The sequence below is a fragment of the Streptomyces sp. NPDC005722 genome, from assembly GCF_040630935.1.
In the GTDB taxonomy this organism is placed as follows: domain Bacteria; phylum Actinomycetota; class Actinomycetes; order Streptomycetales; family Streptomycetaceae; genus Actinacidiphila.
The window spans coordinates 92,593-115,843 of record NZ_JBEXYN010000017.1 but is presented as its reverse complement, the minus strand read 5'-3'; the positions used below and the strand labels follow the sequence as shown (position 1 = coordinate 115,843).

Below are 23,251 nucleotides of genomic sequence, written 5' to 3'. Positions count from 1 at the left end.
GAGCCACCCAGGGAGCGCAGCAATGGATTTCGGTCTCGTCCTGCAGACGGACCCGCCCGCCGCGGGGGTCGTGGAGCTGATGCGGCGCGCCGAGCGCAACGGCTTCACCCACGGCTGGACCTTCGACTCGACGGTGCTGTGGCAGGAGCCGTTCGTCATCTACAGCCAGATCCTGGCGAACACCGAACGTCTGGTCGTCGGCCCGATGGTCACCAATCCGGGCACCCGTACCTGGGAGGTGACCGCCTCGACCTTCGCCACGTTGAACGAGATGTTCGGCAACCGCACGATCTGCGGCATCGGCCGGGGCGACTCGGCGATGCGCGTGGCGGGCCGCAGGCCCAACACCCTCGCGCGCATCGAGGAGGCGATGCACGTCATCCGCGAGCTCGCCGAGGGCCGCGAGGCCGACCTCGGCAGCGGGACGGTGGTGAAGTTCCCGTGGGTGCGGCCCGGTGCCGAACTGCCGGTGTGGATGGCGGCGTACGGGCCGAAGGCGCTGGCGGTCGCCGGGGCGAAGGCGGACGGGTTCATCCTGCAGCTCGCCGACGTCTACCTGACCGAGTGGATGGTCAAGGCGGTCAAGGAGGCCGCGGTCGCCGCCGGACGCGACCCGGCCGAGGTGAAGGTGTGCGTGGCGGCTCCGGCGTACGTCACCGAGGACGACTCCCCGCAGGCGCTGGCCCATGCCCGCGAGCAGTGCCGCTGGTTCGGCGGCATGGTCGGCAACCACGTCGCCGACCTCGTCTCCAAGTACGGCGAGGTGTCCAACGCCGTCCCCCAGGAGCTCACGGATTACATCCGGGCCCGTCAGGGGTACGACTACTCGCACCACGGCCGCACCGGCAACCCCGACACCGCGTTCGTCCCCGACGAGATCGTCGACCGCTTCTGCCTCATCGGCACCGCCGAGCAGCACGTCGAGAAGCTGCGCGCCCTCCAGGCCCTCGGTGTCGACCAGTTCGCCCTGTACGACATGCAGGACGCCAAGGAGTCCGTGATCGACGTCTACGGCTCCACCGTCATCCCCGCGCTCCGCGCCTGATCCCCGGCCCGCCATCCCCCCGCACGGCACGTTCGATCCCCGTACCCCTCGAACGAAGGGGGCTGCCATGACAGCCACCGCTCCACCCCCCGCCGGAAGAGCCGGGGCCGAGGGCCGCGTCGAGCTCTCGCCCGACGCCGTCCCGACCGGCCCCTACGCCAACGAGGACCTGCTCCCCGTACCGCTCGCCCAGCGGAAGTGGACCACGTACAACTTCACCGCCCTGTGGGTCGGCATGGCCCACAACGTGGCTTCCTGGACCCTCGCCTCGGGCCTGGTCGCCCTCGGCATGGACTGGAAGCAGGCGGTGCTCACCATCGCCCTCGCCAACGTCATCGTGCTGGTGCCGATGCTGCTCACCGGCCACGCCGGCCCCAAGTACGGCATCCCCTTCCCGGTGTTCGCCCGGGCGTCGTTCGGGGTGCGCGGGGCCAACCTGCCCGCACTGGTCCGGGCGGCGGTCGCCTGCGTGTGGTTCGGCATCCAGACCTGGATCGGCGGCTCCGGCATCTTCCTGCTCGCCGGGAAGCTCTTCGGCGACTCGTGGGCGAACGCGGGGACGATCGGCGGATACCCGTGGACGCAGTGGCTGTCCTTCGTCGTCTTCTGGATCATCCAGGTCGCGATCATCGCGCGCGGCATGGAGATGGTGCGACGGTTCGAGAACTGGGCGGCCCCCTTCGTCATCGTCGGCGCGATCGCGCTGCTGATCTGGATGACGAACAAGGCGGGCGGCCTCGGCCCGCTGCTCGACCAGCCCTCCGCCCTCGGCTGGGGCGGTGACTTCTGGAAGGTCTTCTTCCCCGCCCTCATGGGCATGATCGGCTTCTGGTCGACGCTCTCCCTCAACATCCCCGACTTCACCCGCTACGCGGCCGGGCAGCGTGCCCAGTTGTGGGGGCAGTCGCTCGGACTGCCCACCACGATGACGCTGTTCGCGCTGCTGTCGGTGCTGGTGACCTCCGGCTCGCAGGCGGTGTACGGCGAGCCGATCTGGGACCCGGTGGCGCTGGCGGCCAAGCTCGACAACTGGGCCGCGGTGCTCTTCGCGCTGATCACGGTCCTGGTGGCCACGCTGTCGGTGAACATCGCGGCGAACGTGGTCTCGCCCGCGTTCGACCTGTCCAACATCGCGCCGCGCAGGATCAGTTTCCGCACCGGCGCGCTGATCACCGCGGTCGTCGGCGTCGTCATCTTCCCGTGGAAGCTGCTGGCCAGCCCGCAGGCGTACATCTTCACCTGGCTCGGGACCGTCGGCGGCCTGCTGGGCACGGTGGCCGGCATCCTGATCGCCGACTACTGGATCCTGCGCCGCACACGGCTGGAACTCGCCGACCTCTACAGGTCCGAGGGCCGCTACTGGTACGACGGAGGCTGGAACTGGCGGGCACTGGCGGCCTTCGTGGTCGGCGGTGTCCTCGCCATCGGCGGCTCGCACTCGGGCCTCGACGCCAGGGGTGTCAAGCAGGGGCCGTTCCCGGTCGACGGACTGATCCCCTTCCTGAAGCCGCTATCGGACTACGGGTGGGCCGTCGGCCTCGCCGCCTCCCTCCTCGTGTACGTCCTGCTCAGCCGTCTCGCGCCCCAGCGCGAGGACTGAACCGGCGCCGCGCCCGCGGGGCCCGGGCCCGGCACGCTCAGCGGCCGGACCCGGGCCCCGCGGCGCTCTGCGCCTCGTGCGCGAGCAGCGCCACGTAGAGCGAGGTGAGCTGCTCCCAGTCGTCCAGGTCGATGCCGAGCAGCGCCTCGATGCTCTGCAGCCGTCGGTACAGGGCGGGCCGGCTGACGTGGTGCACCTGGGCGGCCGCCGACTTGTTGCGGCCCGTCGCCAGATAGGTGCGCAGCACCTCCAGCAGCGCCGGGTTCCCCAGCAGGGGGCCCAGCTCCCGCCCGATGAAGGCCTGCAGCTCGGGTTCGTCGCGCAGCAGGCGCACCAGGCCGCGCAGCCGTACGTCGCGCAGCCGGGCCACCGGCGCGTCCGGGGGGCCGGCGACCGCCGCGTCCGCCACGTGCACCGCCTCCACGAAGGAACGGCGGACCTCGTCCAGTTCCCCGCAGCCGAACCCCGCGCCCACCACCGCCGTACGGCCGCGGCCGGCCAGTTCCTCGTGCACCCGCAGCGCCACCTTGTGCACGGCGGCGTCGGCGTCCTGACCGGCGGGGATGCTCAACAGGACCGCCGTGCCGGCGGCGCCGGTCCGCGCGACCAGCCCCGCGACGCCGGGATGTTCGGCCAGCAGGTGCTCGATCAGCTCCGGCATGTCGTCGCGGCCCCCGGGCGGCGGGCCGAGGGGGCGGACCACGACGGGCACGAAGGTGCGCCGGTTGACCGGGAGGCCCGCCGCGCGCACCCGCGTCACCAACTGCTCGGGGCGGGCCGTGCCGGTCGCCAGGTCGTGCAGCAGGGACTCGGCGGCCTGGTCCTCCCAGCCCCGGTCCTGGTCGCCGAGGAGGCGGTGCATCGCCAGCGCCTCCGAGGCGCGGGTGCCCAGCACCCGGCCGAACTCCTCGGGGCCGTGGTGGCCGAAGAGCACCAGGCGCCCCCACTGCCGGCCCCGGGCCTCCAGCGGTGCGACGACCCAGCCGTCCGGGCCGACCGTCACCGCGCCGCTGCCGGCCAGCTCGGCGACCTGGCCGGAGACCCGTTCCCAGTCGCGCAGCAGGTCGTTGAGCGAGCCCTTGTCCCCGGCCGAGGCCAGCACGCGCTGCGCGAGGTTGACGACGACGGCCGGACAGCCGCTGTGCGCCGCGATCTCGTCCAGGACCTGCTGGAGGCCGGCGCCGGAGAGGTTGAGGGCGGTCAGCGAGGAGCGGACCCGGTCGGAGAGGTCGAGCGCGGCGAACCGGCCGTGCACCAGGCGGGCGTGCACCTCCTCGGTGAGCCGCGCGAACGGCGCCGGCCGGTGCAGGACGATCAGCGGCACCCCGCAGCGTTCGGCGGCCCGCCGCATCGGCTCGGGCGTGGTGCGGAACGCCCGGCCGAGACCCAGGACGACCGCCGCGACGTCGGCCCGCTGCATCGACTCGACGTACTCGCGCTGCGCCCGCTCGTCGCCCGCCAGCAGCAGACCGGTGGTCAGCACCATCTCCCCGCCGCTGAGCATGACGCCGACGTCCAGCGCCTCGGCCACGTGCAGCCAGCGCACGGCGCGGTGCAGATGGGCGGAACCGGCCACGACCTCCGGCACCCAGGGAGTGACGAGGTCCAGGTCGAGCACGTCGCGCACGGTGAGCCGCCCCGCCGTGCTCGCCGGGGGTGTGTCCGGTCTGCCGTCGCTCACGCGCCCACGCCCGTTCCTCGTGCCGCCAGGGGTGGGAGTCTAATCACCCGCACCCCGCCCGGCGCCGTCCGCGCGTGTGCTCAGAGACCGTAGACGCGCCGTGCCGTGCCGGAGAAGACCTCCCGCCGCTCCGCGTCGTCCAGCCGGCCGGTCAGGACGCGGGCGGCGTCGACCACCTCGGCGTAGGAGGCGGCGAGCCGGCACACGGGCCAGTCGGAGCCGAACATCAGGCGGCCGGGCCCGAACGCGTCGAGCACGGTGCCGGCGTAGGGCGCGAGGGCGGCGGTCGTCCAGGTGTCCCAGTCGGCCTCGGTGACCATGCCGGACAGCTTGCAGGCGGTGTTGGGCCGGGCGGCCAGCGCCCGCACGTCCGCGCTCCACGGCTGCGTGGCGCCCTCGGCGATGGGCGGCTTGCCCAGGTGGTCGAGGACGAACACCAGCTCGGGCACGAGGGCCGCCGCACGGGTCGCCGCCGGGAGCTGGTGCGGGAGCACCACCAGGTCGTAGACGAGTCCGGCGTCGGCCACCGCGCGCAGCCCGCGCAGCACGTCGGGGCGGAGCAGCCACTCCGGGTCGGGTTCGCCCTGCACCTGGTGACGGATTCCCACCAGGCGCTGCCCGCCGGGCAGTTCGCGCAGGGCCGCCAGCCGGTCGGCGACCGCGGGGTCCGTGAGGTCGGTCCAGCCGACCACCCCGGCCACCAGGTCGCTGCCCGCGGCCAGGGCCAGGAACTCCGGGGTCTCCGCGGCCACCGTGACGGTCTGGACGAGGACGGTCGCGGTGACGCCCGCGGCCTTCGCCTCCGGTTCCAGGTCGGCGAGGGTGAAGTCGCGGCGCAGCGGGGCCAGCCGCTCCCCGGTGATCCAGTCCTGGTCGCGGACGGACAGGTCCCACAGGTGGTGGTGCGCGTCGACGACGCCCTCCGGCACGGTCACAGCTGCCACACCACCGGCAGCGGCGCCCCGGCGCCGTCGGCGGAGTAGTCGTGGGCGACCTCCAGCAGCTCCGCCATCCGGGCCTGCCAGGCGATGTTGACGGGCAGCCGCTCCAGCTCGGCGAGCATCGCCGGGTAGTCGTCGACGTCCAGCAGGTGGAAGAGGTCGCTGCCGCTGCGCCAGATCGTCCACTCCCGTACGCCCGCGCCGCGGATGGCGGCGGTCAGCTCGGGGGGCACCTCGCGGTGCGCCTCCTCGTACGCGGCGATCCGGTCCGTACGCACCCTGGTGTGCAGGGCGACCCTCATGTCGGCTCCTCGTCCGGTACGGGTACGTCCGCGCCGAGCAGGCCCTCGGCGCGCAGGTCGGCCCACATCGCGGCCGGGAGCGGCAGCCGCAGCACGGCGGCGTTGTCCCGCGCCTCGTCGGCGGAGCGCAGCCCCACCAGCGTGCTCGCGACCGCGGGATGGGCCGCGGGGAAGCGCAGCGCGGCCGCCCGCAGCGGCACGCCGTGCCGGCCGGTCACCGAGCGCAGCCGCCGGGCGCGGGCGAGCACGGGTTCCGCGGCGGGCGCGTAGTCGTACGTGGCGCCCTCGCCCGGGTCGATCAGCAGGCCCGAGTTGAAGGCGCCGCCCACGACCACGCTCGCACCGCGGGACGCCGCCAGCGGCAGCACCTCGGCGAGGCCCTCCTGCTCCAGCAGCGTGTAGCGGCCGGCCATCAGCACCACGTCGACGTCGGTGTCCCGCAGGAAGCGGGCGAGCATGGCGGTCTGGTTCATGCCCGCGCCGATCGCGCGGACGACGCCCTCCGCGCGCAGCCGCTCCAGCGCCGGGTACCCCTGGCCGAAGGCCTCCTCGGCGTGGTCGTCGGGGTCGTGGAGGTAGACCAGGTCGACGTGGTCCAGGCCCAGGCGCTCCAGGCTGGCCTCGATGCTCCGGCGCACGCCGTCGGCGCTGAAGTCCCAGACCCGGTGCGTCGTGGCGGGCACGGCGAAGCCGTTCGCCGCGTCGTCGCCGCCGGGCCCGCCGGGTTCCAGCAACCGTCCCACCTTGGTCGAGACGGTGAACGCCGACCGGGGCCGGTCGCGCAGGGCGGCGCCGATCCGGCGTTCGGACAGGCCGAGCCCGTAGTGGGGCGCGGTGTCGAAGTAGCGGACGCCGGCGTCCCAGGCGGCGTCCACCGCCGCGCGGGCGGCGTCGTCGTCGACCGGGGTGAAGAGGTTGCCGATCGGGGCGGCGCCGAAGCCCAGCTCGGTGACGGCGACGCCACTGCGGCCCAGGGTGGTGGTGCGCATCGTGGTCCGGTCCCTCACTGCCCGGCCGGGCGCAGCCGCAGTCCGGCCATGCCGCCGTCCACGGCGAGCGCGGTGCCCGTGACGGAGGCCGCGGCGGGGCTCGCCAGGTAGACGATCGCGGCGGCGACCTCGTCGGCGGTCACCAGACGGCCCATCGGCTGCCGGGCGTTCAGGGCGGCGCGTTCCGCCTCGGGGTCGTCGGCGGCGTCCAGCAGCCGGGCGACCCACGGGGTGTCGGCGGTGCCGGGGTTGACGCAGTTGACCCGGATGCCCTCGCGGACGTGGTCGGCGGCCATCGCCAGGGTCAGCGAGAGCACGGCTCCCTTGCTGGCGCTGTACAGGGCGCGCTGGGGGAGCCCCGCGGTGGCGGCGATGGAGCAGGTGTTGACGATCGCGGGCCGGGCCGAGCGCCGCAGGTGCGGAAGGGCGGCGCGGGTGGTGCGCACCATGCCGAGCACGTTGACGTCGAGCACGCGGTGCCACTGCTCGTCGGGGTTGTCCTCGACGGTGCCCGCCGCGCCGACGCCCGCGTTGTTGACGAGGACGTCGAGGCCGCCGAGGGCCTCCGCCGCGGCGTCCACGGCGGCCCGGGTGGAGGCGTCGTCGGAGACGTCGGCCTTGAAGCCGGTCAGCTGTGCGGGCAGCCCGTCCGGCGCCAGGTCCAGGACGGCGACCCGGGCGCCGCGCGCGGCCAGCAGCCGCGCGGTCGCCAGGCCGATCCCGGAGGCGCCGCCCGTCACCAGGGCGCCGAGGCCCTCCAGGTCGCGCAACTCCTCGCTCATGCCGTCCCACCTTCCTGCCGTGCCCGGTCCGCCACCCAGAACGTACCGTCGGGGTAGCGGTACGTGTCGATCGATTCCGGTCTCATCTGCGCGGAGAAGCCGGGTGCAGTGGGGGCGGTGTAGTGGCCGCCGCGCATGACGACCGGTGTCGCGAAGTGCTCGTGGAGGTGGTCCACGTACTCGATGGCGCGGTCCTCGGTCGTCCCGGCCAGCGCCACGAAGTCGAACATCGACAGGTGCTGCACCAGTTCGCACAGCCCGACGCCGCCGGCGTGCGGGCACACCGGGACGTCGAAGGCCGCGGCCAGCAGCAGGATCGCCAGGTTCTCGTTGACCCCGCCGACCCGTGCCGCGTCGATCTGCAGCACGTCGATCGCGCCGGCCTGCAGCAACTGCTTGAAGACGATGCGGTTCTGCACGTGCTCGCCGGTGGCGACCCGGACCGGGGCGACCGCCTTGCGGATCGCGGCGTGGCCGAGGACGTCGTCGGGGGAGGTGGGCTCCTCGATCCAGTACGGGTCGAACTCGGCCAGGGCGGTGACCCAGGTGACGGCCTCGGCGATGCCCCACCGCTGGTTGGCGTCGATCGCGATCCGGACGTCCGGGCCCACGGCGGCACGGGCCGCGCGCATGCGCCGTACGTCGTCGCCGAGGTCGGCGCCGACCTTCAGCTTGATCTGGGTGAAGCCGTCGGCCACGGCCTGCTCGGCGAGCCGGGTCAGCTTCTCGTCGGAGTAGCCGAGCCAGCCGGGCGAGGTGGTGTAGCCGGGGTAGCCACGGTCCAGCAGTTCGGCGGTGCGTCCGGCGGCGCCGGCGCGGCCCGCGCGCAGCAGTTCCAGCGCGCGCCCGGGGGTGAGGGCGTCGTCGATGTAGCGGAAGTCGACCTGGGAGACGAGCCATTCCGGGTCGGCCTCGGCCAGCAGCCGCCACAGCGGCAGGCCCCGGCGCTTGGCGGCCAGGTCCCACACGGCGTTGACGACGGCTCCGATCGCCATGTGCATCACGCCCTTCTCGGGCCCCAGCCAGCGCAGCTGGCTGTCGCCGGTCAGGTCGCGCGCCACGGAGCCGGGGTCGGCGCACAGCTCCTCGACCGGCCGGCCGAGGAGATGGGGGCGGAGTGCCTCGATCGCCGCGACCTGGACGTCGTTGCCCCGGCCGATGGTGAAGACGAAGCCGTGCCCCTCGTGGCCGTCGTCGGCGTCGGTGCGGAGCACCACGTACGCGGCGGAGTAGTCGGGATCCGGATTCATCGCGTCCGAGCCGTCCAGTTCCCGGGAGGTCGGGAAGCGGATGTCATGGGTGTCGATCGCGGTGATGCGGGCGGAGGTTGCGGACAAGTGGCTGCCTTTCACGCTCGGCCTGGCCAAGACATCGGAGGTCTCGCGCCACGGTGACTCTAGGCCCCCGGGACGGGACTGGCAATCCATTCCTCGGATGTCTCGTCGGTCGAACTCCATTCGATCGTGTCCGTATAGGGGGTTGTCAGGGTCGCGGGACGGACTTACCTTCCTCTCGTCCGGGATACCTCGGATGAATAGCCCCGGCTCACCCGGACAGGGAGAACACGGCATGAAGCCCGCCCGCACGCGCTCCACCGCCGCGATCGCCGCGACCGTGCTCGTCACGGCCGCCCTCGCCACCGCCTGCAACCGCGGCAGCAGCGGCACCGCCGCCGGCTCCGGCGACGACAAGCCCGCCATCGGCGTCGACCTGCCGCGCTCCGACTCCGACTTCTGGAACTCCTACGCGCAGTACATCGAGAAGGGCATCGAGGACGACGGGCTGAACGCGCTCCCGCGGAGCAACTCGCAGAACGACATCACCAAGCTCGTCGCGAACGTCCAGGTCTTCCAGAACACCGGCGCCAAGGCCGTCGTCATGGCCCCGCAGGACACCGGCGCCATCGCCTCCACCCTCGACACCCTCGCCGGCAAGAAGATCCCGGTGGTCAGCGTGGACACCCGCCCCGACAAGGGCGACGTCTACATGGTCGTGCGCGCCGACAACAAGGCGTACGGCACCAAGGCCTGCGAGTTCCTCGGCGAGCAACTGGGCGGCAAGGGCAAGGTCGCCGAGTTCCAGGGCGCCCTGGACTCCATCAACGGACGCGACCGCTCCGAGGCGTTCGCGGCGTGCATGAAGGAGAAGTTCCCCGGCATCACGGTCTTCGAGCTGCCCACCGACTGGAAGGGCGACGTCGCCTCCGCCAAGCTGCAGAGCCTGCTGGCCCAGCACCCCGACCTCAACGGCATCTACATGCAGGCCGGCGGTGTCTTCCTGCAGCCGACGCTCGCCCTGCTCAAGCAGAAGGGCCTGCTCAAGCCGGCCGGGCAGAAGGGCCACATCACCATCGTCTCCAACGACGGCATCCCGCAGGAGCTGGACGCCATCCGCAAGGGCGAGATCGACGCGACCGTCTCCCAGCCCGCCGACCTCTACGCCAAGTACGCGCTGTACTACGCCGAGGCCGCCGCCGAGGGGAAGACCTTCAAGCCCGGCCCCACCGACCACGACTCGACGATCATCAGCATCCCCAACGGCCTGGAGGACCAGCTCCCCGCGCCACTGGTGACCAAGGACAACGTCGACGACAAGGCCCTGTGGGGCAACAACATCGGCTGACCGCCCGTCCGCACCAGAAGAACGGAAACCACCATGGCGGACCCCGCCACCGCGCCGCCGGCCGTGGCCGAGGCGACCGGGATCGGCAAGCGCTTCGGCGCCACCGTGGCGCTGCGCGACGCGGGCATCTCGGTCGCCCCGGGCGAGTCGCACGCCCTCGTGGGCCGCAACGGCGCCGGCAAGTCCACCCTCGTCGGCATCCTCACCGGCCTCCAGCAGCCCGACAGCGGCACCCTGCGCTTCTCGGGCGAACCGGCGCCCTCCGTCGGCGACACCGACGCCTGGCGCTCCCGGGTCGCCTGCGTCTACCAGCGCTCCACCGTCATCGGCGACCTCTCCGTCGCCGAGAACCTGTTCCTCAACCGGCAGAGTCCCGGCGCGCTGCGCCCCATCCGGTGGACGGCGCTGCGCCGCCGCGCGGCGGAACTGCTGGGCGAGTACGGGGTGGACATGGACCCGTCCGTCCGCGCCCGCGACCTCACCGTCGAGCAGCGGCAGTTCGTGGAGATCGCGCGCGCCCTCTCCTTCGGCGCGCGCTTCATCATCCTCGACGAGCCCACCGCCCGGCTCGACGCCCGCGGCATCGCCCGGCTCTTCGACAAGCTCCGCGACCTGCAACGGCAGGGCGTGGCCTTCCTCTTCATCTCGCACCACCTGCAGGAGGTCTACGACCTCTGCACCACCGTCACCGTCTACCGGGACGCCCGCCACATCCTCACCGCCCCCGTCGCCGAACTGGGGCACGACGCCCTGGTCGAGGCGATGACCGGGGAGAGTGCCGCGGCGCCCGCGGCGGGCGCCCCGGCTCCCGGCCCCTCCGCGCCCGCCACGGGCGAACCGGTCCTGGACGTGACCGGCCTGACCCTGCGCGACGCCTACGCGGAGGTCTCCCTGGAGGTCCGCGCGGGCGAGGTCGTCGGCCTCGCCGGGGCCACCGCCAGCGGCAACGTCCGGCTGGCGGAGACCCTCGCAGGGCTGCACCGCGCCGACGCGGGGCGGATCACGGTGGCCGGACGCGAGCTCCGCGCGTCCGGGGTGCCCGCCGCGCTGGCCGCCGGGGTGGGCCTGGTCCCCGAGGACCGCCACCACCAGGGCCTGGTCGGCACGCGCAGCGTGGCCGAGAACGCCACCCTCACCGTCACCGACCAGCTCGGGCCGTACGGCACCGTACTGCCCTCGCGGACCCGCGAGTTCGCCGAGCGCATGATCAAGGACCTCGACATCAGGACACCGGGCGCGGGGACCCCCGTCTCCGCGCTGTCCGGCGGCAACCAGCAGAAGGTCGTGGTCGCCCGCGCCCTGGCCACCGACCCCCACGTGCTGGTCGCCGTGCGTCCCACCAACGGGGTCGACGTGCGTTCCAAGGAGTTCCTGCTGGGCAGGATCCGCAAGGTCGCCGACGACGGGCGGGCGGCGCTGGTCGTCTCCGACGAACTGGACGACCTCAGGGCGTGCGACCGGGTCGTGGCCATGTTCCACGGCCGGGTGGTCGCGGAGTTCGGCCGGGGCTGGCGGGACGAGGAACTGGTCGCCGCCATGGAGGGCGTGGCCGCCCGTCCCGCCGCGCGGGAGCGGGACACCGAGCAGGGAGAGGAACAGGAAAGGTAGCCATGTCCACCACCACTGACGTCACCGAGCCGCCGGTGCCCGCCGCCGAGGCGGCCGCGGCCGGGACGCCGCGCCGCGTACCGGGCGGCCTCGCCCGTTTCCGCGAACTGTCCCTCGTCCCCGCCATCCTGGTGCTGGGCGTCATCGGCTTCATCGTCTCGCCGGCCTTCCTCACCTCCGACAACCTCATCGGCGTCGCCCAGCAGTCCACCGAGCTCAGCCTGCTCGTGCTGGCCCAGGCGCTGATCCTCATCGCGGGCCGGATGGACCTGTCGCTGGAGTCCACCATCGGCGTCGCGCCGGTCATCGCCATCTGGCTCGTGCTGCCCGCATCCGGCGGGCGCTTCACCGGACTGGAACTGCTGCCGGTCTGGACGGCGATACCGGTGTGCCTGCTGGTCGGGGCGGTCATCGGCGCCGTCAACGGCTTCTTCATCCTCAAGCTGCGGCTGAACGGCTTCATCGTCACCCTCGGCGCGCTCACCATGCTGCGCGGGCTGCAGATCGCCATCTCCGAGGGCCGTTCCATCGTCGAACTGCCCGGCTCCTTCAGCTACCTCGGCCACGCCTCCTGGGCCGGGGTGCCCGCCGCGATCTGGATCTGCGCCCTGCTCTTCGCGGCCGGCGGCTGCGCACTCGCCTGGCTGCGGCACGGCCGGGCGCTGTACGCGATCGGCGGCAACCCCGAGGCCGCGCGCACCGCCGGCATCCGGGTGGACCGGATCACCTGGGTGGTGCTCATCGTGGGCGGTGTGCTCGCGGCCTTCGCGGGCGTCCTCTACAGCGGGCACTACGGCTCGATCTCCGCGGACCAGGGCAGCGGCTGGATCTTCCAGGTCTTCGCCGCGACCGTCATCGGCGGCGTCAGCCTCAACGGCGGCCGCGGCACGCTCTTCGGGGCGCTGACCGGCGTCCTGACCCTGCAGCTCGTCGTCAACGTGATGACCCTGGCGGGCGTGCCCCCGCTGTGGAACCAGTTCCTCAACGGGGCCATCATCATCGTCGCCCTGATCATCTCCCGCTTCGCCTCGGGCGAGAAGCAGGAGTGATCGGGCCGGGACGGGCCGGCCGGATCAGTAGTAGCCCTCGACCGGGACGCGGGCCTCGTCGTACAGGGCCGGCCCCTCCTGCGGCACCTGCGGGAAACCGGCCTTGGCCGCGGGCGACTTGAGCCCGGTGAGCTGGTCGGTGGAGAGCGCGTAGACGACCCGGCCCAGCCCCGAGCGCTCCAGGGCGCCCGCGCACATCCCGCAGGGCTGGCAGCTGGTGTACATGGTGGTGGCGGCCGCGGTGGCCGGATCGAGCTCCCGGGCCGCCCACCGCGCCAGCTTCAGCTCGGGGTGGGCGGTGATGTCGTCGTCGCTCAGGCTGCTGTTGCGGTCCTCGGCGAGCACGGTCCCGTCCGGGCCGGCCAGCAGCGAGCCGAAGGGCGGGTTCCCGGACGCGCGGGCCTCGGCGGCCAGCTCGACCGCCCGGCGCAGCAGGCGGCTCGTCATCTCGTCGGTCATCGTCACTCCGATCGTGGGCGGTGGGCGGCGACCGCCGCGAGCGCCTGCCACGCCGTCCGCGGGCGCAGGATCTCGCGGGGATCGCCGTTGAAGGGGTCCAGGACGACGGTGTCCGCGCCGAGCGCCCGCAGTTCGCCGAGGTCGGCGGTGACCTGTTCGAGGGTGCCCTGACCGGCGAGCCGGTCAGGACCGGTGAGCGGCTCCGCCGTGAGCCGCAGCGCGATGCGCGGCGCCAGGGCGGGCACCGGCCGCCCCTGCTCACGTGCCTGCGCGCCGAGCCCGCCGACGGCCTCGCGCAGCCACGGCACGGTGAACCGCAGAGGATGCCAGGCGTCGCCGACGCGGACCGCGCGACGGCGGGCCGCCGCGCTGTTGCCGCCGATCCACAGCGGCACCGGGGCGCCGGCGTAGTCCGCCCCGTCCTTCCACGCCTCGCGCAGGACCGTCAGGTGCTCGTCCGTCAGCGCTCCGCGCCGCTCGAACGGGACGCCCAGCGCGGCGAACTCCTCCCGCGCCCAGCCGACGCCGACCCCGAGGACCAGCCGTCCGCCGCTGAGCATGTTGAGGTTCGCCGCCATCCGGGCCGTCAGCAGCGGATGCCGGTACGGCAGGATCAGCACCGTCGTCCCCAGCCGGATGCGGTCGGTGACGCCCGCGAGCCACGACAGGGTGGTGAACGGCTCGTAGAAGGGCGCCGGGTACTGCTCCGCCACGTCCGGGGTGATGACGACGTGGTCGGAGACCATCAGCAGGTCGAAGCCCAGCCCCTCCACCGTCCGCGCCCAGTCGCGCAGCACGCCGGGGTCGGTTCCGGGCCCGAAGTTCGGGACGTTCACACCGATTCGCACCCCGCCAGGCTATCCAGCGGGCCGTCCCGCCAGGAAGGCGTTCCCCACGGTCCGGGCGGCGCCCGGCCGTGGATCCCCCGGTATCTTCGCCGTATGGCCGAGAATCTCGACGCGACCGACTGGGCGATCCTCACGGAGCTGCAGCGCGACGGCCGGGTCCCCTTCACCGAACTGGCCCGTCGGGTCAGCCTCGGCGCCTCCGCGACCGCCGAGCGGGTCCGCCGGCTGGAGGGCCTGGGCGTCATCACCGGCTACCGCGCCGAGGTCGACCTCGGCAGGGCCGGTTACCCGGTGCTCGCGGTCGTCCGCCTGAAGTACCCCGGCAGCCGGCACGAGCCCCTGCACCGGCTGCTCGGCGAGCGACCGGAGATCCTGGAGTGCCTGCGCACCACCGGGGAGGAGTGCTACGTCCTGAAGGTCGCCGCCGCCTCCATGGGGCACCTGGAGGAGGTCATGGACGAGTTGGCGCGGTTCGGGAGCGTGACGACCAGCGTGGTCTACCGGCAGACCCTGCCGTACCGGGGTCCCGGGCGGGCGCCGTCCGGCATGCTGTGAGCATGGAGTCCGCGAAGGTCGTCGAAGAGCTGTGGCAACGGATCCAGGCGCGCGACTGGGCCGGCGCCGGTGAACTGATCGCCGAGGACGCCGTGGTGGAGTGGCCGGTGAGCGGCGAGCGCATCGTCGGCAGGGCCAACTTCCTGGCGGTCAACAGCGAGTACCCGGAGGGCTGGTCGATCCGGGTGCTCAGGGTGGTGGCCGACGGCGACCAGGCCGTCTCGGAGGTGGAGGTGCCGCACACGGACCTCGGGCTCTTCCACGCGGCGTCGTTCTGGACCGTCCGCGACGGACGGGTCGTCGCCGGCCGCGAGTACTGGACGAGCCCGGGCGCCGACCCCCGCCCGGAGTGGCGCGCCCGCTACGTCGAGCCGATGTAGCGGGCGCGCGCCGGCTCCCGTGCGGGTCAGCCGCCGATCGCCGGGTCGCTCGTGCTCTCCCGGCCCGTCTCGACGTGGCCGGCCAGCCGGCGCCGGAAGGTGCCGTCGAGGTCGGAGGTCACCGACAGGTCGTACCAGCCGTGGCTGTGGTGCGTCCCGGCCACGTGCACGGCGCGGGCGCCCGGACGCAGCGGGTAGGCCACCGGGTGCTCCTTGCCGTAGCCGTCCTTGACGGTGAGCTCGACCGTGCGGGGCCCGTCGTTGGTCAGGACGAGACGTACCGAGCCGCGCTCGCCGTCGTGCCGGGCGCTGACCTCGGGACCGGCCTGGCTCGCCCGGCCCGCGAACCGGCGCAGGAAGCCGTTCGGCCCGTGCGCGGTGAAGTCGTACGCCCCGTGGGCGTCCGCGTCCACGGGCCAGGTGTCCGCCAGGGAGCGCGTGGCCGCGACCGTGTACGACCACGGGCCCTCGGTGTGCGTCGGGGAGGTCACCAGGAAGTGCGCGCCGGCGGAGGCGTGCGAGGCGAAGTCCAGGCGCAGCGTCCCGGTGCTGGTGCTGATCCGGCCGTCCGCCGACAGGTCGTAGGGGACCGGGCGGGCCGGACGCAGTCCGCGCTCCTGGCGGGGGAGCGACGGATGGGCGGGTGGCGCGGGCACGTAGTCCGGGTGCCGGTCGCCGTCCGGCGGCAGGTAGCCGCTGGTGTCGGGCAGCCTCGGGGGCTCGGTGTCCTTGTGCCCGAAGTCGAAGGCCGTGGTGAGGTCGCCGCAGACGGCGCGCCGCCAGGGGGAGATGTTCGGCTCGTGCACGCCGAAGCGGCGCTCCATGAAGCGGATGACCGAGGTGTGGTCGAAGGTCTGCGAGCAGACGTAGCCGCCCTTGCTCCACGGCGACACCACGAACATCGGCACACGCTGGCCGAGCCCGTACGGGCCCGCCGGGCGGGAGCCGGAACCGGCGTACAGGTCGCCGGCGACGTCCACCGTCGAGCCGCCCTGCGCCGCGGAGCCGGCCGGGAACGGCGGGACGACGTGGTCGAAGAAGCCGTCGTTCTCGTCGTAGGTGACGAACAGCGCGGTCCTGCTCCACACCCGGGGGTTCGAGGTGAGGGCGTCGAGGACCTGCGCGATGTACCAGGCGCCGTAGTTGGCGGGCCAGTTCGGGTGCTCGGTGAAGGCCTCGGGGGCCACGATCCACGAGACCTGGGGGAGCTTCCCGGCCTTGACGTCGGCGCGCAGGAGGTCGAAGAAGCCCTCGCCCTTGCGCGCGTCGGTGCCGGTGCGGGCCTTGTCGAACAGCGGGTCGCCCGGCTTCGCGTCGCGGTACTGGTCGAAGTACAGCAGGGAGTTGTCGCCGTAGTTGCCGCGGTACGCGTCGCCGATCCAGCCCCAGCCGCCCGCGGCGTCCAGGCCGTCGCCGACGTCCTGGTAGATCTTCCAGGAGACCCCGGCCGCCTCCAGCCGCTCCGGGTAGGTCGTCCAGGAGTAGCCCAGCTCCTCGTTGCCGAGGACGGGGCCGCCGCCCTTGCCGTCGTTGCCCGTGTGGCCCGTCCACATGTAGTAGCGGTTCGGGTCGGTGGAGCCGATGAACGAGCAGTGGTAGGCGTCGCAGATGGTGAAGGCGTCGGCGAGCGCGAAGTGGAAGGGGATGTCCTCGCGGGTCAGGTGCGCCATGGTGGTGGCGGACTTCTGCGGCACCCAGCGGTCGTACCGGCCCCGGTTGAAGGCGGCCTGGCCGTCGTTCCAGCCGTGCGGCAGGTCCTGCAGGAACGCCAGCCCCAGGTCGTCGGCGTCGGGGTGGAACGGGAGCACGTCCTTGGTGCCGTCGGACTGGTACCAGACCGGCTTGCCGTTCGGCTGGGCCACCGGGTGCGGGTCCCCGAAGCCGCGCACTCCGCGCAGCGTGCCGAAGTAGTGGTCGAAGGAACGGTTCTCCTGCATCAGCACGACGATGTGGTCGATGTCGCGCAGCGAGCCGGTCCTGCGGTCCGCGGGGATCTCCGCCGCGCGGGCGATGCTGGTGGGCAGCGCCGACAACGCGGCGGTACCGCCCGCCAGTTGCATGAAGCGTCTGCGGTCGATGTGGTTCATGGCAGGCCTGTCTCCCGGGTGGTCCGCGGCAGTACGGGGGCGGCGGCCAGTGTCACCCCGCGTGCGCGAACACCGGGCGGCGGCCAGGGGAAGCCCCCGCGAAGGCTGCGCCAATCCGCCACGGCCCGCCTGACCGGATCCGCCCGGAGGGGGCAAAGCGGTGCGTCCGGTCGGGCGTTGGGGTGTCGCGCCGCGGGTCTTCCACGGGACGGCGCGGGCCGGGCGGTGGGGGCGGCCGGGAACGCGGCCTCGGACCGCGGCGGTTCGGGCCCGGGTCCGGGGGCTCGACCGGGGGCCGGCAGGACGACGTCGGTACCGGTGTCCCGTCCGCGGCCGGGGGAATCCGTTCGCGGACCCGGGTGACGGCCCGGTAGCCTCCGCCCCTGTTCGACGCCAACCGTCCACGGGGGAGCAACGTTCCGCGATGCCTCAGCCGACCGCCGCCCGCTCCGCCCTGCTCGCGACCGCCGTCCTCCTGCTCCTCGCCGGCCTGTCCGGGTGCGGGGAGGGTTCCGGCGAAGGGGCCGACGGGGCGGGTGGGCGTGCCGGCGCCGCCGACTTCGACGTCGCGACGGTCCTGGGCCATGCGGACCCGGCACCCTACTCGGCGGCCGTGACCCTGACGACCACCGTCGCCGGGCCGCCCACCGTGTCGCGGGGCCGGGTCAACCTGAACGGCCCGACCACCGGCCGGCTCACCGTGCGCGACCCGCACAACGGGGTGTCCGACGCGCTCTACACCGGAGAACGCGCCTACGTCCGCTTCCGCCAGGACGACGGGCGGCCCGGCCGCTGGAACGCGCTGCCGGCGTCCCTCGGCGGGCGCCTCCACCTCGGCAACCTGGGCGGCTACGCGACCCTCCTGGCCGCACGCCCCGGCGCGGACAAGGGGCCGGAGCGGACCGCGGGCCTCGCCGTCCACCGGCTCGAGGGAACCGTCACCACCGGCGAACTGGCGAAGCTCGACCCGGACGTCCACGACGACATGACCGCCGCTCACGCCCGCTCGTTCGACTGCGAGATCTGGGTGACGGCGCAGGGCCGCGTCGTACGGTTCGAGCGGCGGCTGGTCGGGGACGACCGGACGACGGTCCGCACCGTCGTGACGCTCTCCCGGTTCGGTGCGCCCGAGCGGACCACCGCGCCGGTGAACCCCTGAGCGACCGGTCCGGGTGCCGCAGCATCGTCGTCGCCGCAGGTCAGCCGCGTCCCGCGGACGTTGATCGGCCCCACCGGGGTGCCGGGGCGCGGGGGATACTGCCCCCATGAACCGTCTCGAACGCTGGGAGCAGCAGACCAGGGCGGCGCTGCTCACCCTGGCCGTGGTGTTCGGCGCCGCCTACGCCCTGCCGATCCTGGTGCCGGCGGCCGACCCCGCGCTCATCACCACCGCGCACTGGACGGAGCGGACGGTCTGGGCCCTGTTCGCCGCCGACTACGCGGTCCGGCTGGCCCTGAGCGAGCGGCGCTGGGAGTTCGTCAAGCGGCAGCCGCTCAGCCTCGCCGTGGTCGTCCTCCCGCTGCTCCAGCCGCTGCGCCTGCTGCGCCTGGTGTCCGCGCTCTTCCTGGTCGGCCAGCGGGTGCGGCTGGCGGCCCAGGTACGCCTGACGACCTACGTCGTGGGCGCCGTGCTCGGGCTGCTGGCGTTCGGGTCGGTCGCCGTCCTCGAGGCCGAGCGCAACTCGCCGCACGGCAACATCCGCACCATCGGCGACGCCCTGTGGTGGTCCTTCACCACGATGACGACGGTGGGCTACGGGGACCACGCCCCGACCACGGGCGTCGGCCGGCTCATCGCGGTGGGGCTGATGCTCTCGGGCATCGCCCTGCTCGGTGTCGTCACCGCCAACATCGCCGCCTGGTTCCTGGCCCGCTTCCAGGAGGACGAGGAGGAGAACCGGCGCGTCCAGGAGGTCACCGAGGAACTGCTGCGCGAGGTCCGTGAGCTGCGCCGTCAGGTCGCCGACCTGACGGAGGTGACGACCGGCACCCGCCCCGGGGCGTCCGGACAGGCCGCCGAGCGGCGCTGACCGTGCCGTCGAGGAGCGCCGCAGGAGGACTGCCGGAGAGCTCCCGGGCGGGTCGCGGGGCCGCCGCCGGATAGAGCATCGCGTCCGAACGGATCAAGGGTCCACCGGAATGGGCAAGGTCACAGGTGTGCCCCCTGCTGCTCACCTGCTGACGGGCACTAGCCTCTGTGAGCATGACGGTCCTGCCTGACGACGGGCTCTCCCTGGCCGCCGAATTCCCGGATGCGACCCACGAGCAGTGGCGGCGCCTCGTAGAGGGCGTCCTGCGCAAAGCGGGCAAGGACGTCTCGGGTCAGGCGGCGGAGGACGCGCTGTCCACCTCCCTCGACGACGGGCTCATCACGCGCCCGCTGTACACCGCGCCCGACGCGCCCGACGCCTTCGGCGACGGCGTCGGCCTCCCCGGCTTCGCGCCCTTCACCCGGGGCGGTGCCCCGGCGGGCGGCGTCCTGGGCGGCTGGGACGTACGCCAGCGCCATGCGCGGCCCGACGCGGCCCGCACGAACGAGGCCGTGCTCGCCGACCTGGAGAACGGCGTCACCTCCCTCTGGCTCGTCCTGGGTGACGCCGGCATCCCGGTGCCCGCGCTCGGCGCGGTCCTGGACGGCGTCTACCTCGACCTCGCCCCCGTCGTGCTCGACGCGGGCGCGGACTTCGAGGCGGCCGGCCAGGCGCTGCTCGCGCTCTACGACGAACGGGGCGTGGCCCGCGAGGCCGCGCGCGGCAGCCTCGGCGCCGACCCCCTCGGCCACGTCGCCCGTACCGGTGACGCGGACGCGCTCGCCGCGCACACCGCCGTCGCCGTGGCGCTCGCCCGCCGGACGCACCAGGAGTACCCGGGGCTGCGCGCGCTGACCGTGGACGCCCTGCCGTACCACGAGGCAGGCGGCTCGGCCGCCGAGGAACTCGGCGCGTCCCTCGCCACCGGGGTGGCCTACCTGCGGGCGCTGACCGAGGCCGGGCTGCCGGTCGACGCGGCCTGCGCGCAACTGGAGTTCCGCTACGCCGCCACCGCCGACCAGTTCCTGACGATCGCCAAGCTCCGCGCCGCGCGCCGGCTGTGGGCCCGCGTCGCCGAGGTCTGCGGCGCCTCCGCGACCGCGGCGGGGCAGCGCCAGCACGCCGTCACCTCGCCGGTGATGATGACCCGCCGCGACCCGTGGGTGAACATGCTGCGCACCACCGTCGCCACGCTCGGCGCCGGCGTCGGCGGCGCGGACTCCGTCACGGTGTTGCCGTTCGACCACGCGCTGGGCCTGCCCGACGCCTTCGCGCGCCGCATCGCCCGCAACACCTCCACCATCCTCATGGAGGAGTCCCACCTGGCCCGGGTCGTCGACCCGGCGGGCGGCTCCTGGTACGTGGAGCGGCTCACGGACGAACTCGCCGGGGCCGCCTGGGCCTGGTTCCAGGAGCTGGAGCGCTCCGGCGGGCAGGCCGCCGCCCTCGCCTCCGGCCTGGTCGCCGACCGCCTCGCCACGACCTGGGCGGCGCGCACACGGGCCCTGGCCAGGCGGCGCGAGCCCATCACCGGCGTCAGCGAGTTCCCGCTGCTGTCGGAGCCGCCCGTCGAGCGCGACCCGGCGCCGGCCGCGCCCTCCGGCGGCCTCCCGAAGGTCCGCCGGGACGAGGCCTTCGAGGCCCTGCGCGCACGCTCGGACGCCCACCTGGCCGCGACCGGGTCCCGCCCGAAGGTCTTCCTGGCCGCCCTCGGCCCCGCCGCCGCGCACACCGGACGGGTCACCTTCGCCGCCAACCTCTTCCAGGCCGGCGGCGTCGAGCCCGTCCACGACCCGGTGACGGTCGACGCCACGACCGCGGCCGGGGCCTTCGCCCGAAGCGGCGCGCAGGCCGCGTGCCTGTGCTCCAGCGACGCGCTCTACGAGGAGCACGCCGCGGACGTCGCCGCGGCACTGAAGGAGGCGGGCGCGGGCCGGGTGTTCCTGGCCGGCCGTCCCGGCGAGCGCGAGGCCGCCTGGACGGCGGCGGGTGTCGACGGCTTCGTCTTCGCGGGCGGCGACGCGGTCGCCGTCCTGACCTCGGTCCTCGACCGGATGGGAGTGGCGTGATGCGGATCCCGGACTTCTCGGAGATCGAGCTGGGACCGGGCGCCGGGAACGGCGCCACCGAGGAGCAGTGGCGCGCGGCGGTCAAGGAGACCACCGGCCGCGGCGCCGAGGACCTGGTGTGGGAGACGCCCGAGGGCATCGGCGTCAAGCCGCTCTACACCGGCCGCGACCTGGAGGGCCTGGACTTCCTGGGCACCTACCCGGGCATCGCGCCGTACCTGCGCGGCCCCTACCCGACGATGTACGTCAACCAGCCCTGGACGATCCGGCAGTACGCGGGCTTCTCCACCGCCGAGGAGTCCAACGCCTTCTACCGGCGCAACCTGGCCGCCGGCCAGAAGGGCCTGTCCGTCGCCTTCGACCTGCCGACCCACCGCGGCTACGACAGTGACCACCCGCGCGTCACCGGTGACGTCGGCATGGCGGGCGTCGCCATCGACTCGATCTACGACATGCGGCAGCTCTTCGACGGCATCCCGCTGGACCGGATGACCGTGTCGATGACGATGAACGGCGCCGTGCTGCCGGTGCTGGCGCTCTACATCGTGGCCGCGGAGGAGCAGGGCGTACCGCCCGAGAAGCTGGCGGGGACCATCCAGAACGACATCCTCAAGGAGTTCATGGTCCGCAACACCTACATCTACCCGCCCAAGCCCTCGATGCGGATCATCTCCGACATCTTCGCGTACACCTCGCAGAAGATGCCGCGCTACAACTCGATCTCCATCTCCGGCTACCACATCCAGGAGGCCGGGGCCACGGCCGACCTGGAGCTGGCCTACACCCTCGCGGACGGCGTGGAGTACCTGCGCGCCGGGCTCGGCGCGGGCCTGGACGTCGACGCCTTCGCGCCGCGGCTGTCCTTCTTCTGGGCGATCGGCATGAACTTCTTCATGGAGGTCGCCAAGCTGCGCGCGGCCCGGCTGCTGTGGGCCAAGCTCGTCCGGCAGTTCGAGCCGGAGAACGACAAGTCGCTGTCCCTGCGCACCCATTCGCAGACCTCCGGCTGGTCGCTGACCGCGCAGGACGTCTTCAACAACGTCACACGCACCTGCGTGGAGGCGATGGCCGCCACCCAGGGCCACACCCAGTCGCTGCACACCAACGCCCTCGACGAGGCGCTGGCGCTGCCGACGGACTTCTCCGCGCGGATCGCCCGCAACACCCAGTTGCTGCTGCAGCAGGAATCCGGCACCAACCGGGCCATCGACCCGTGGGGCGGCTCCGCCTACGTCGAGAAGCTGACGTACGACCTGGCGCAGCGCGCCTGGCAGCACATCCAGGAGGTCGAGAAGGCCGGCGGCATGGCGCAGGCGATCGACGCGGGCATCCCCAAGATGCGCGTCGAGGAGGCCGCGGCCCGCACCCAGGCGCGCATCGACTCCGGGCGCCAGCCGGTCATCGGCGTCAACAAGTACCGGGTGGACAGCGACGAGCAGATCGAGGTCCTCAAGGTCGACAACTCCTCCGTGCGCGCGCAGCAGATCGCCAAGCTGCGCCGGCTGCGCGAGGAGCGCGACGAGGGCGCCTGCCAGGACGCTCTCGCCGCGCTGACCGCCGCCGCTGAACGCGGCGCGGGCCAGGGCCTGGAGGGCAACCTGCTGGCGCTGGCGGTGGACGCGGCACGCGCCAAGGCCACCGTGGGCGAGATCTCCGACGCCCTGGAGAAGGTGTACGGCCGGCACTCCGGGCAGATCCGTACGATCTCCGGTGTGTACCGCAACGAGGCAGGGGAGTCGCCGTCCGTGGACCGCACCCGCGCGCTGGTCGGACGCTTCGAGGAGGCGGAGGGCCGGCGCCCGCGCATCCTCGTCGCCAAGATGGGCCAGGACGGCCACGACCGCGGCCAGAAGGTGATCGCCACCGCCTTCGCCGACCTGGGCTTCACGGTGGACGTCGGGCCGCTCTTCCAGACCCCCGCCGAGGTCGCCCGGCAGGCGGTGGAGGCCGACGTGCACATCGTCGGCGTCTCCTCGCTCGCCGCCGGCCACCTCACGCTGGTGCCCGCGCTGCGCGAGGAACTGGCGGCCGAGGGCCGGGAGGACATCATGATCGTGGTCGGCGGCGTCATCCCGCCGCAGGACGTCCCCGAGCTGCTCGGCATGGGCGCGGCCGCGGTCTTCCCGCCCGGTACCGTCATCCCCGACTCGGCGTACGACCTGGTCACGCGGCTCGCCGCCGCGCTCGGCCACGAACTGTGAGCC

20 protein-coding genes are annotated in these 23,251 nt (G+C 73.5%); 11 read left to right on the top strand and 9 right to left on the bottom strand.

Annotation, left to right across the window (positions count from 1 at the left end; genetic code table 11):
- The first annotated feature begins 22 nt into the window (after positions 1–22).
- On the top strand, positions 23–1,045 hold the full coding sequence (locus ABZ479_RS21185) for a TIGR03842 family LLM class F420-dependent oxidoreductase (RefSeq protein WP_500463032.1): 1,023 nt from the start codon (positions 23–25) through the stop codon (positions 1,043–1,045).
- A gap of 67 nt (positions 1,046–1,112) precedes the next feature.
- Positions 1,113–2,645, top strand: a complete 1,533-nt coding sequence (locus ABZ479_RS21180; RefSeq protein WP_500463031.1) for an NCS1 family nucleobase:cation symporter-1 — start codon at positions 1,113–1,115, stop codon at positions 2,643–2,645.
- A gap of 37 nt (positions 2,646–2,682) precedes the next feature.
- Here ABZ479_RS21180 and ABZ479_RS21175 read toward each other — a convergent pair whose 3' ends face one another.
- From ABZ479_RS21175 to ABZ479_RS21150, 6 genes are all read right to left on the bottom strand, one after another.
- Positions 2,683–4,326: a PucR family transcriptional regulator gene (locus ABZ479_RS21175; protein ID WP_500463030.1), complete on the bottom strand. Its 1,644-nt coding sequence runs from the start codon at positions 4,324–4,326 to the stop codon at positions 2,683–2,685.
- Between the two features lie 80 nt (positions 4,327–4,406).
- Positions 4,407–5,261 carry an amidohydrolase family protein gene (locus tag ABZ479_RS21170; RefSeq protein ID WP_500463029.1) on the bottom strand — a complete coding sequence of 285 codons (855 nt, stop codon included), beginning with the start codon at positions 5,259–5,261 and terminating at the stop codon, positions 4,407–4,409.
- The gene (locus tag ABZ479_RS21165) at positions 5,258–5,569 is read right to left on the bottom strand and encodes an L-rhamnose mutarotase (RefSeq protein ID WP_500463028.1); all 312 of its coding nucleotides are present in this window, start codon (positions 5,567–5,569) and stop codon (positions 5,258–5,260) included. The genes ABZ479_RS21170 and ABZ479_RS21165 overlap by 4 nt, the downstream gene beginning before the upstream one ends.
- Positions 5,566–6,558: an aldo/keto reductase gene (locus ABZ479_RS21160; RefSeq protein ID WP_500463027.1), complete on the bottom strand. Its 993-nt coding sequence runs from the start codon at positions 6,556–6,558 to the stop codon at positions 5,566–5,568. The genes ABZ479_RS21165 and ABZ479_RS21160 overlap by 4 nt, the downstream gene beginning before the upstream one ends.
- A gap of 14 nt (positions 6,559–6,572) precedes the next feature.
- A complete protein-coding gene (locus ABZ479_RS21155; RefSeq protein ID WP_499607477.1) occupies positions 6,573–7,340 on the bottom strand; it encodes an SDR family NAD(P)-dependent oxidoreductase in 768 nt (255 codons plus the stop codon).
- Positions 7,337–8,677 (bottom strand): enolase C-terminal domain-like protein, encoded by a 1,341-nt coding sequence (locus ABZ479_RS21150; protein WP_500463026.1) that lies wholly within the window; start codon positions 8,675–8,677, stop codon positions 7,337–7,339. Before ABZ479_RS21150 ends, ABZ479_RS21155 begins: the two co-directional genes overlap by 4 nt.
- Positions 8,678–8,909: 232 nt before the next feature.
- Here ABZ479_RS21150 and ABZ479_RS21145 point away from each other — a divergent pair, with 232 nt between their 5' ends.
- From ABZ479_RS21145 to ABZ479_RS21135, 3 genes are read left to right on the top strand one after another with little or no spacing between them, the layout of a single operon-like run.
- The gene (locus ABZ479_RS21145) at positions 8,910–9,962 is read left to right on the top strand and encodes a sugar ABC transporter substrate-binding protein (RefSeq protein WP_500463025.1); all 1,053 of its coding nucleotides are present in this window, start codon (positions 8,910–8,912) and stop codon (positions 9,960–9,962) included.
- A gap of 33 nt (positions 9,963–9,995) precedes the next feature.
- Complete coding sequence (locus tag ABZ479_RS21140; RefSeq protein WP_500463024.1) at positions 9,996–11,570, top strand: sugar ABC transporter ATP-binding protein; 1,575 nt, start codon at positions 9,996–9,998, stop codon at positions 11,568–11,570.
- A 2-nt stretch (positions 11,571–11,572) separates the two neighbouring features.
- Positions 11,573–12,619 (top strand): ABC transporter permease, encoded by a 1,047-nt coding sequence (locus tag ABZ479_RS21135; protein ID WP_499607466.1) that lies wholly within the window; start codon positions 11,573–11,575, stop codon positions 12,617–12,619.
- Positions 12,620–12,643: 24 nt separating this feature from the next.
- On the opposite strand, the gene ABZ479_RS21130 is transcribed toward ABZ479_RS21135, so the two are convergent.
- Positions 12,644–13,078, bottom strand: coding sequence for a nucleoside deaminase (locus ABZ479_RS21130; RefSeq protein ID WP_500463023.1), 435 nt, complete (start codon positions 13,076–13,078; stop codon positions 12,644–12,646).
- A gap of 2 nt (positions 13,079–13,080) precedes the next feature.
- Positions 13,081–13,926 carry an LLM class flavin-dependent oxidoreductase gene (locus ABZ479_RS21125; RefSeq protein WP_500463022.1) on the bottom strand — a complete coding sequence of 282 codons (846 nt, stop codon included), beginning with the start codon at positions 13,924–13,926 and terminating at the stop codon, positions 13,081–13,083.
- Positions 13,927–14,019: 93 nt separating this feature from the next.
- On the opposite strand from ABZ479_RS21125, the gene ABZ479_RS21120 reads away from it, so the two are divergent.
- Entirely contained in the window at positions 14,020–14,481 is a 462-nt protein-coding gene (locus ABZ479_RS21120; RefSeq protein ID WP_500463021.1) for an Lrp/AsnC family transcriptional regulator, read from the top strand.
- A gap of 2 nt (positions 14,482–14,483) precedes the next feature.
- Positions 14,484–14,861, top strand: a complete 378-nt coding sequence (locus ABZ479_RS21115; RefSeq protein WP_500463020.1) for a nuclear transport factor 2 family protein — start codon at positions 14,484–14,486, stop codon at positions 14,859–14,861.
- Positions 14,862–14,887: 26 nt separating this feature from the next.
- On the opposite strand, the gene ABZ479_RS21110 is transcribed toward ABZ479_RS21115, so the two are convergent.
- A complete protein-coding gene (locus ABZ479_RS21110) occupies positions 14,888–16,948 on the bottom strand; it encodes a phosphocholine-specific phospholipase C (RefSeq protein ID WP_500463019.1) in 2,061 nt (686 codons plus the stop codon).
- A gap of 424 nt (positions 16,949–17,372) precedes the next feature.
- Here ABZ479_RS21110 and ABZ479_RS21105 point away from each other — a divergent pair, with 424 nt between their 5' ends.
- The 4 genes from ABZ479_RS21105 (at position 17,373) to scpA (ending at position 23,248) form a co-directional block, all read left to right on the top strand.
- Complete coding sequence (locus ABZ479_RS21105; RefSeq protein WP_500463018.1) at positions 17,373–18,107, top strand: hypothetical protein; 735 nt, start codon at positions 17,373–17,375, stop codon at positions 18,105–18,107.
- A 106-nt stretch (positions 18,108–18,213) separates the two neighbouring features.
- Positions 18,214–18,978: a potassium channel family protein gene (locus ABZ479_RS21100; RefSeq protein WP_500463017.1), complete on the top strand. Its 765-nt coding sequence runs from the start codon at positions 18,214–18,216 to the stop codon at positions 18,976–18,978.
- Positions 18,979–19,151: 173 nt separating this feature from the next.
- Positions 19,152–21,047, top strand: a complete 1,896-nt coding sequence (gene mutA, locus ABZ479_RS21095) for a methylmalonyl-CoA mutase small subunit (RefSeq protein WP_500463016.1) — start codon at positions 19,152–19,154, stop codon at positions 21,045–21,047.
- The gene (scpA, locus tag ABZ479_RS21090) at positions 21,047–23,248 is read left to right on the top strand and encodes a methylmalonyl-CoA mutase (protein WP_500463015.1); all 2,202 of its coding nucleotides are present in this window, start codon (positions 21,047–21,049) and stop codon (positions 23,246–23,248) included. Before mutA ends, scpA begins: the two co-directional genes overlap by 1 nt.
- Positions 23,249–23,251 lie beyond the last annotated feature (3 nt).

Excerpts from the sequence above, each read along its gene's own strand:
- ABZ479_RS21185 (WP_500463032.1), top strand. The coding sequence starts at position 23 with ATGGATTTCGGTCTCGTCCTGCAGACGGACCCGCCCGCCGCGGGGGTC.
- ABZ479_RS21180 (WP_500463031.1), top strand. The coding sequence starts at position 1,113 with ATGACAGCCACCGCTCCACCCCCCGCCGGAAGAGCCGGGGCCGAGGGC.
- ABZ479_RS21165 (WP_500463028.1), bottom strand. The coding sequence starts at position 5,569 with ATGAGGGTCGCCCTGCACACCAGGGTGCGTACGGACCGGATCGCCGCG.
- ABZ479_RS21160 (WP_500463027.1), bottom strand. The coding sequence starts at position 6,558 with ATGCGCACCACCACCCTGGGCCGCAGTGGCGTCGCCGTCACCGAGCTG.
- ABZ479_RS21155 (WP_499607477.1), bottom strand. The coding sequence starts at position 7,340 with ATGAGCGAGGAGTTGCGCGACCTGGAGGGCCTCGGCGCCCTGGTGACG.
- ABZ479_RS21145 (WP_500463025.1), top strand. The coding sequence starts at position 8,910 with ATGAAGCCCGCCCGCACGCGCTCCACCGCCGCGATCGCCGCGACCGTG.
- ABZ479_RS21140 (WP_500463024.1), top strand. The coding sequence starts at position 9,996 with ATGGCGGACCCCGCCACCGCGCCGCCGGCCGTGGCCGAGGCGACCGGG.
- ABZ479_RS21135 (WP_499607466.1), top strand. The coding sequence starts at position 11,573 with ATGTCCACCACCACTGACGTCACCGAGCCGCCGGTGCCCGCCGCCGAG.
- ABZ479_RS21130 (WP_500463023.1), bottom strand. The coding sequence starts at position 13,078 with ATGACCGACGAGATGACGAGCCGCCTGCTGCGCCGGGCGGTCGAGCTG.
- ABZ479_RS21120 (WP_500463021.1), top strand. The coding sequence starts at position 14,020 with ATGGCCGAGAATCTCGACGCGACCGACTGGGCGATCCTCACGGAGCTG.
- ABZ479_RS21115 (WP_500463020.1), top strand. The coding sequence starts at position 14,484 with ATGGAGTCCGCGAAGGTCGTCGAAGAGCTGTGGCAACGGATCCAGGCG.
- ABZ479_RS21110 (WP_500463019.1), bottom strand. The coding sequence starts at position 16,948 with ATGAACCACATCGACCGCAGACGCTTCATGCAACTGGCGGGCGGTACC.
- ABZ479_RS21105 (WP_500463018.1), top strand. The coding sequence starts at position 17,373 with ATGCCTCAGCCGACCGCCGCCCGCTCCGCCCTGCTCGCGACCGCCGTC.
- ABZ479_RS21100 (WP_500463017.1), top strand. The coding sequence starts at position 18,214 with ATGAACCGTCTCGAACGCTGGGAGCAGCAGACCAGGGCGGCGCTGCTC.
- mutA (WP_500463016.1), top strand. The coding sequence starts at position 19,152 with ATGACGGTCCTGCCTGACGACGGGCTCTCCCTGGCCGCCGAATTCCCG.
- scpA (WP_500463015.1), top strand. The coding sequence starts at position 21,047 with ATGCGGATCCCGGACTTCTCGGAGATCGAGCTGGGACCGGGCGCCGGG.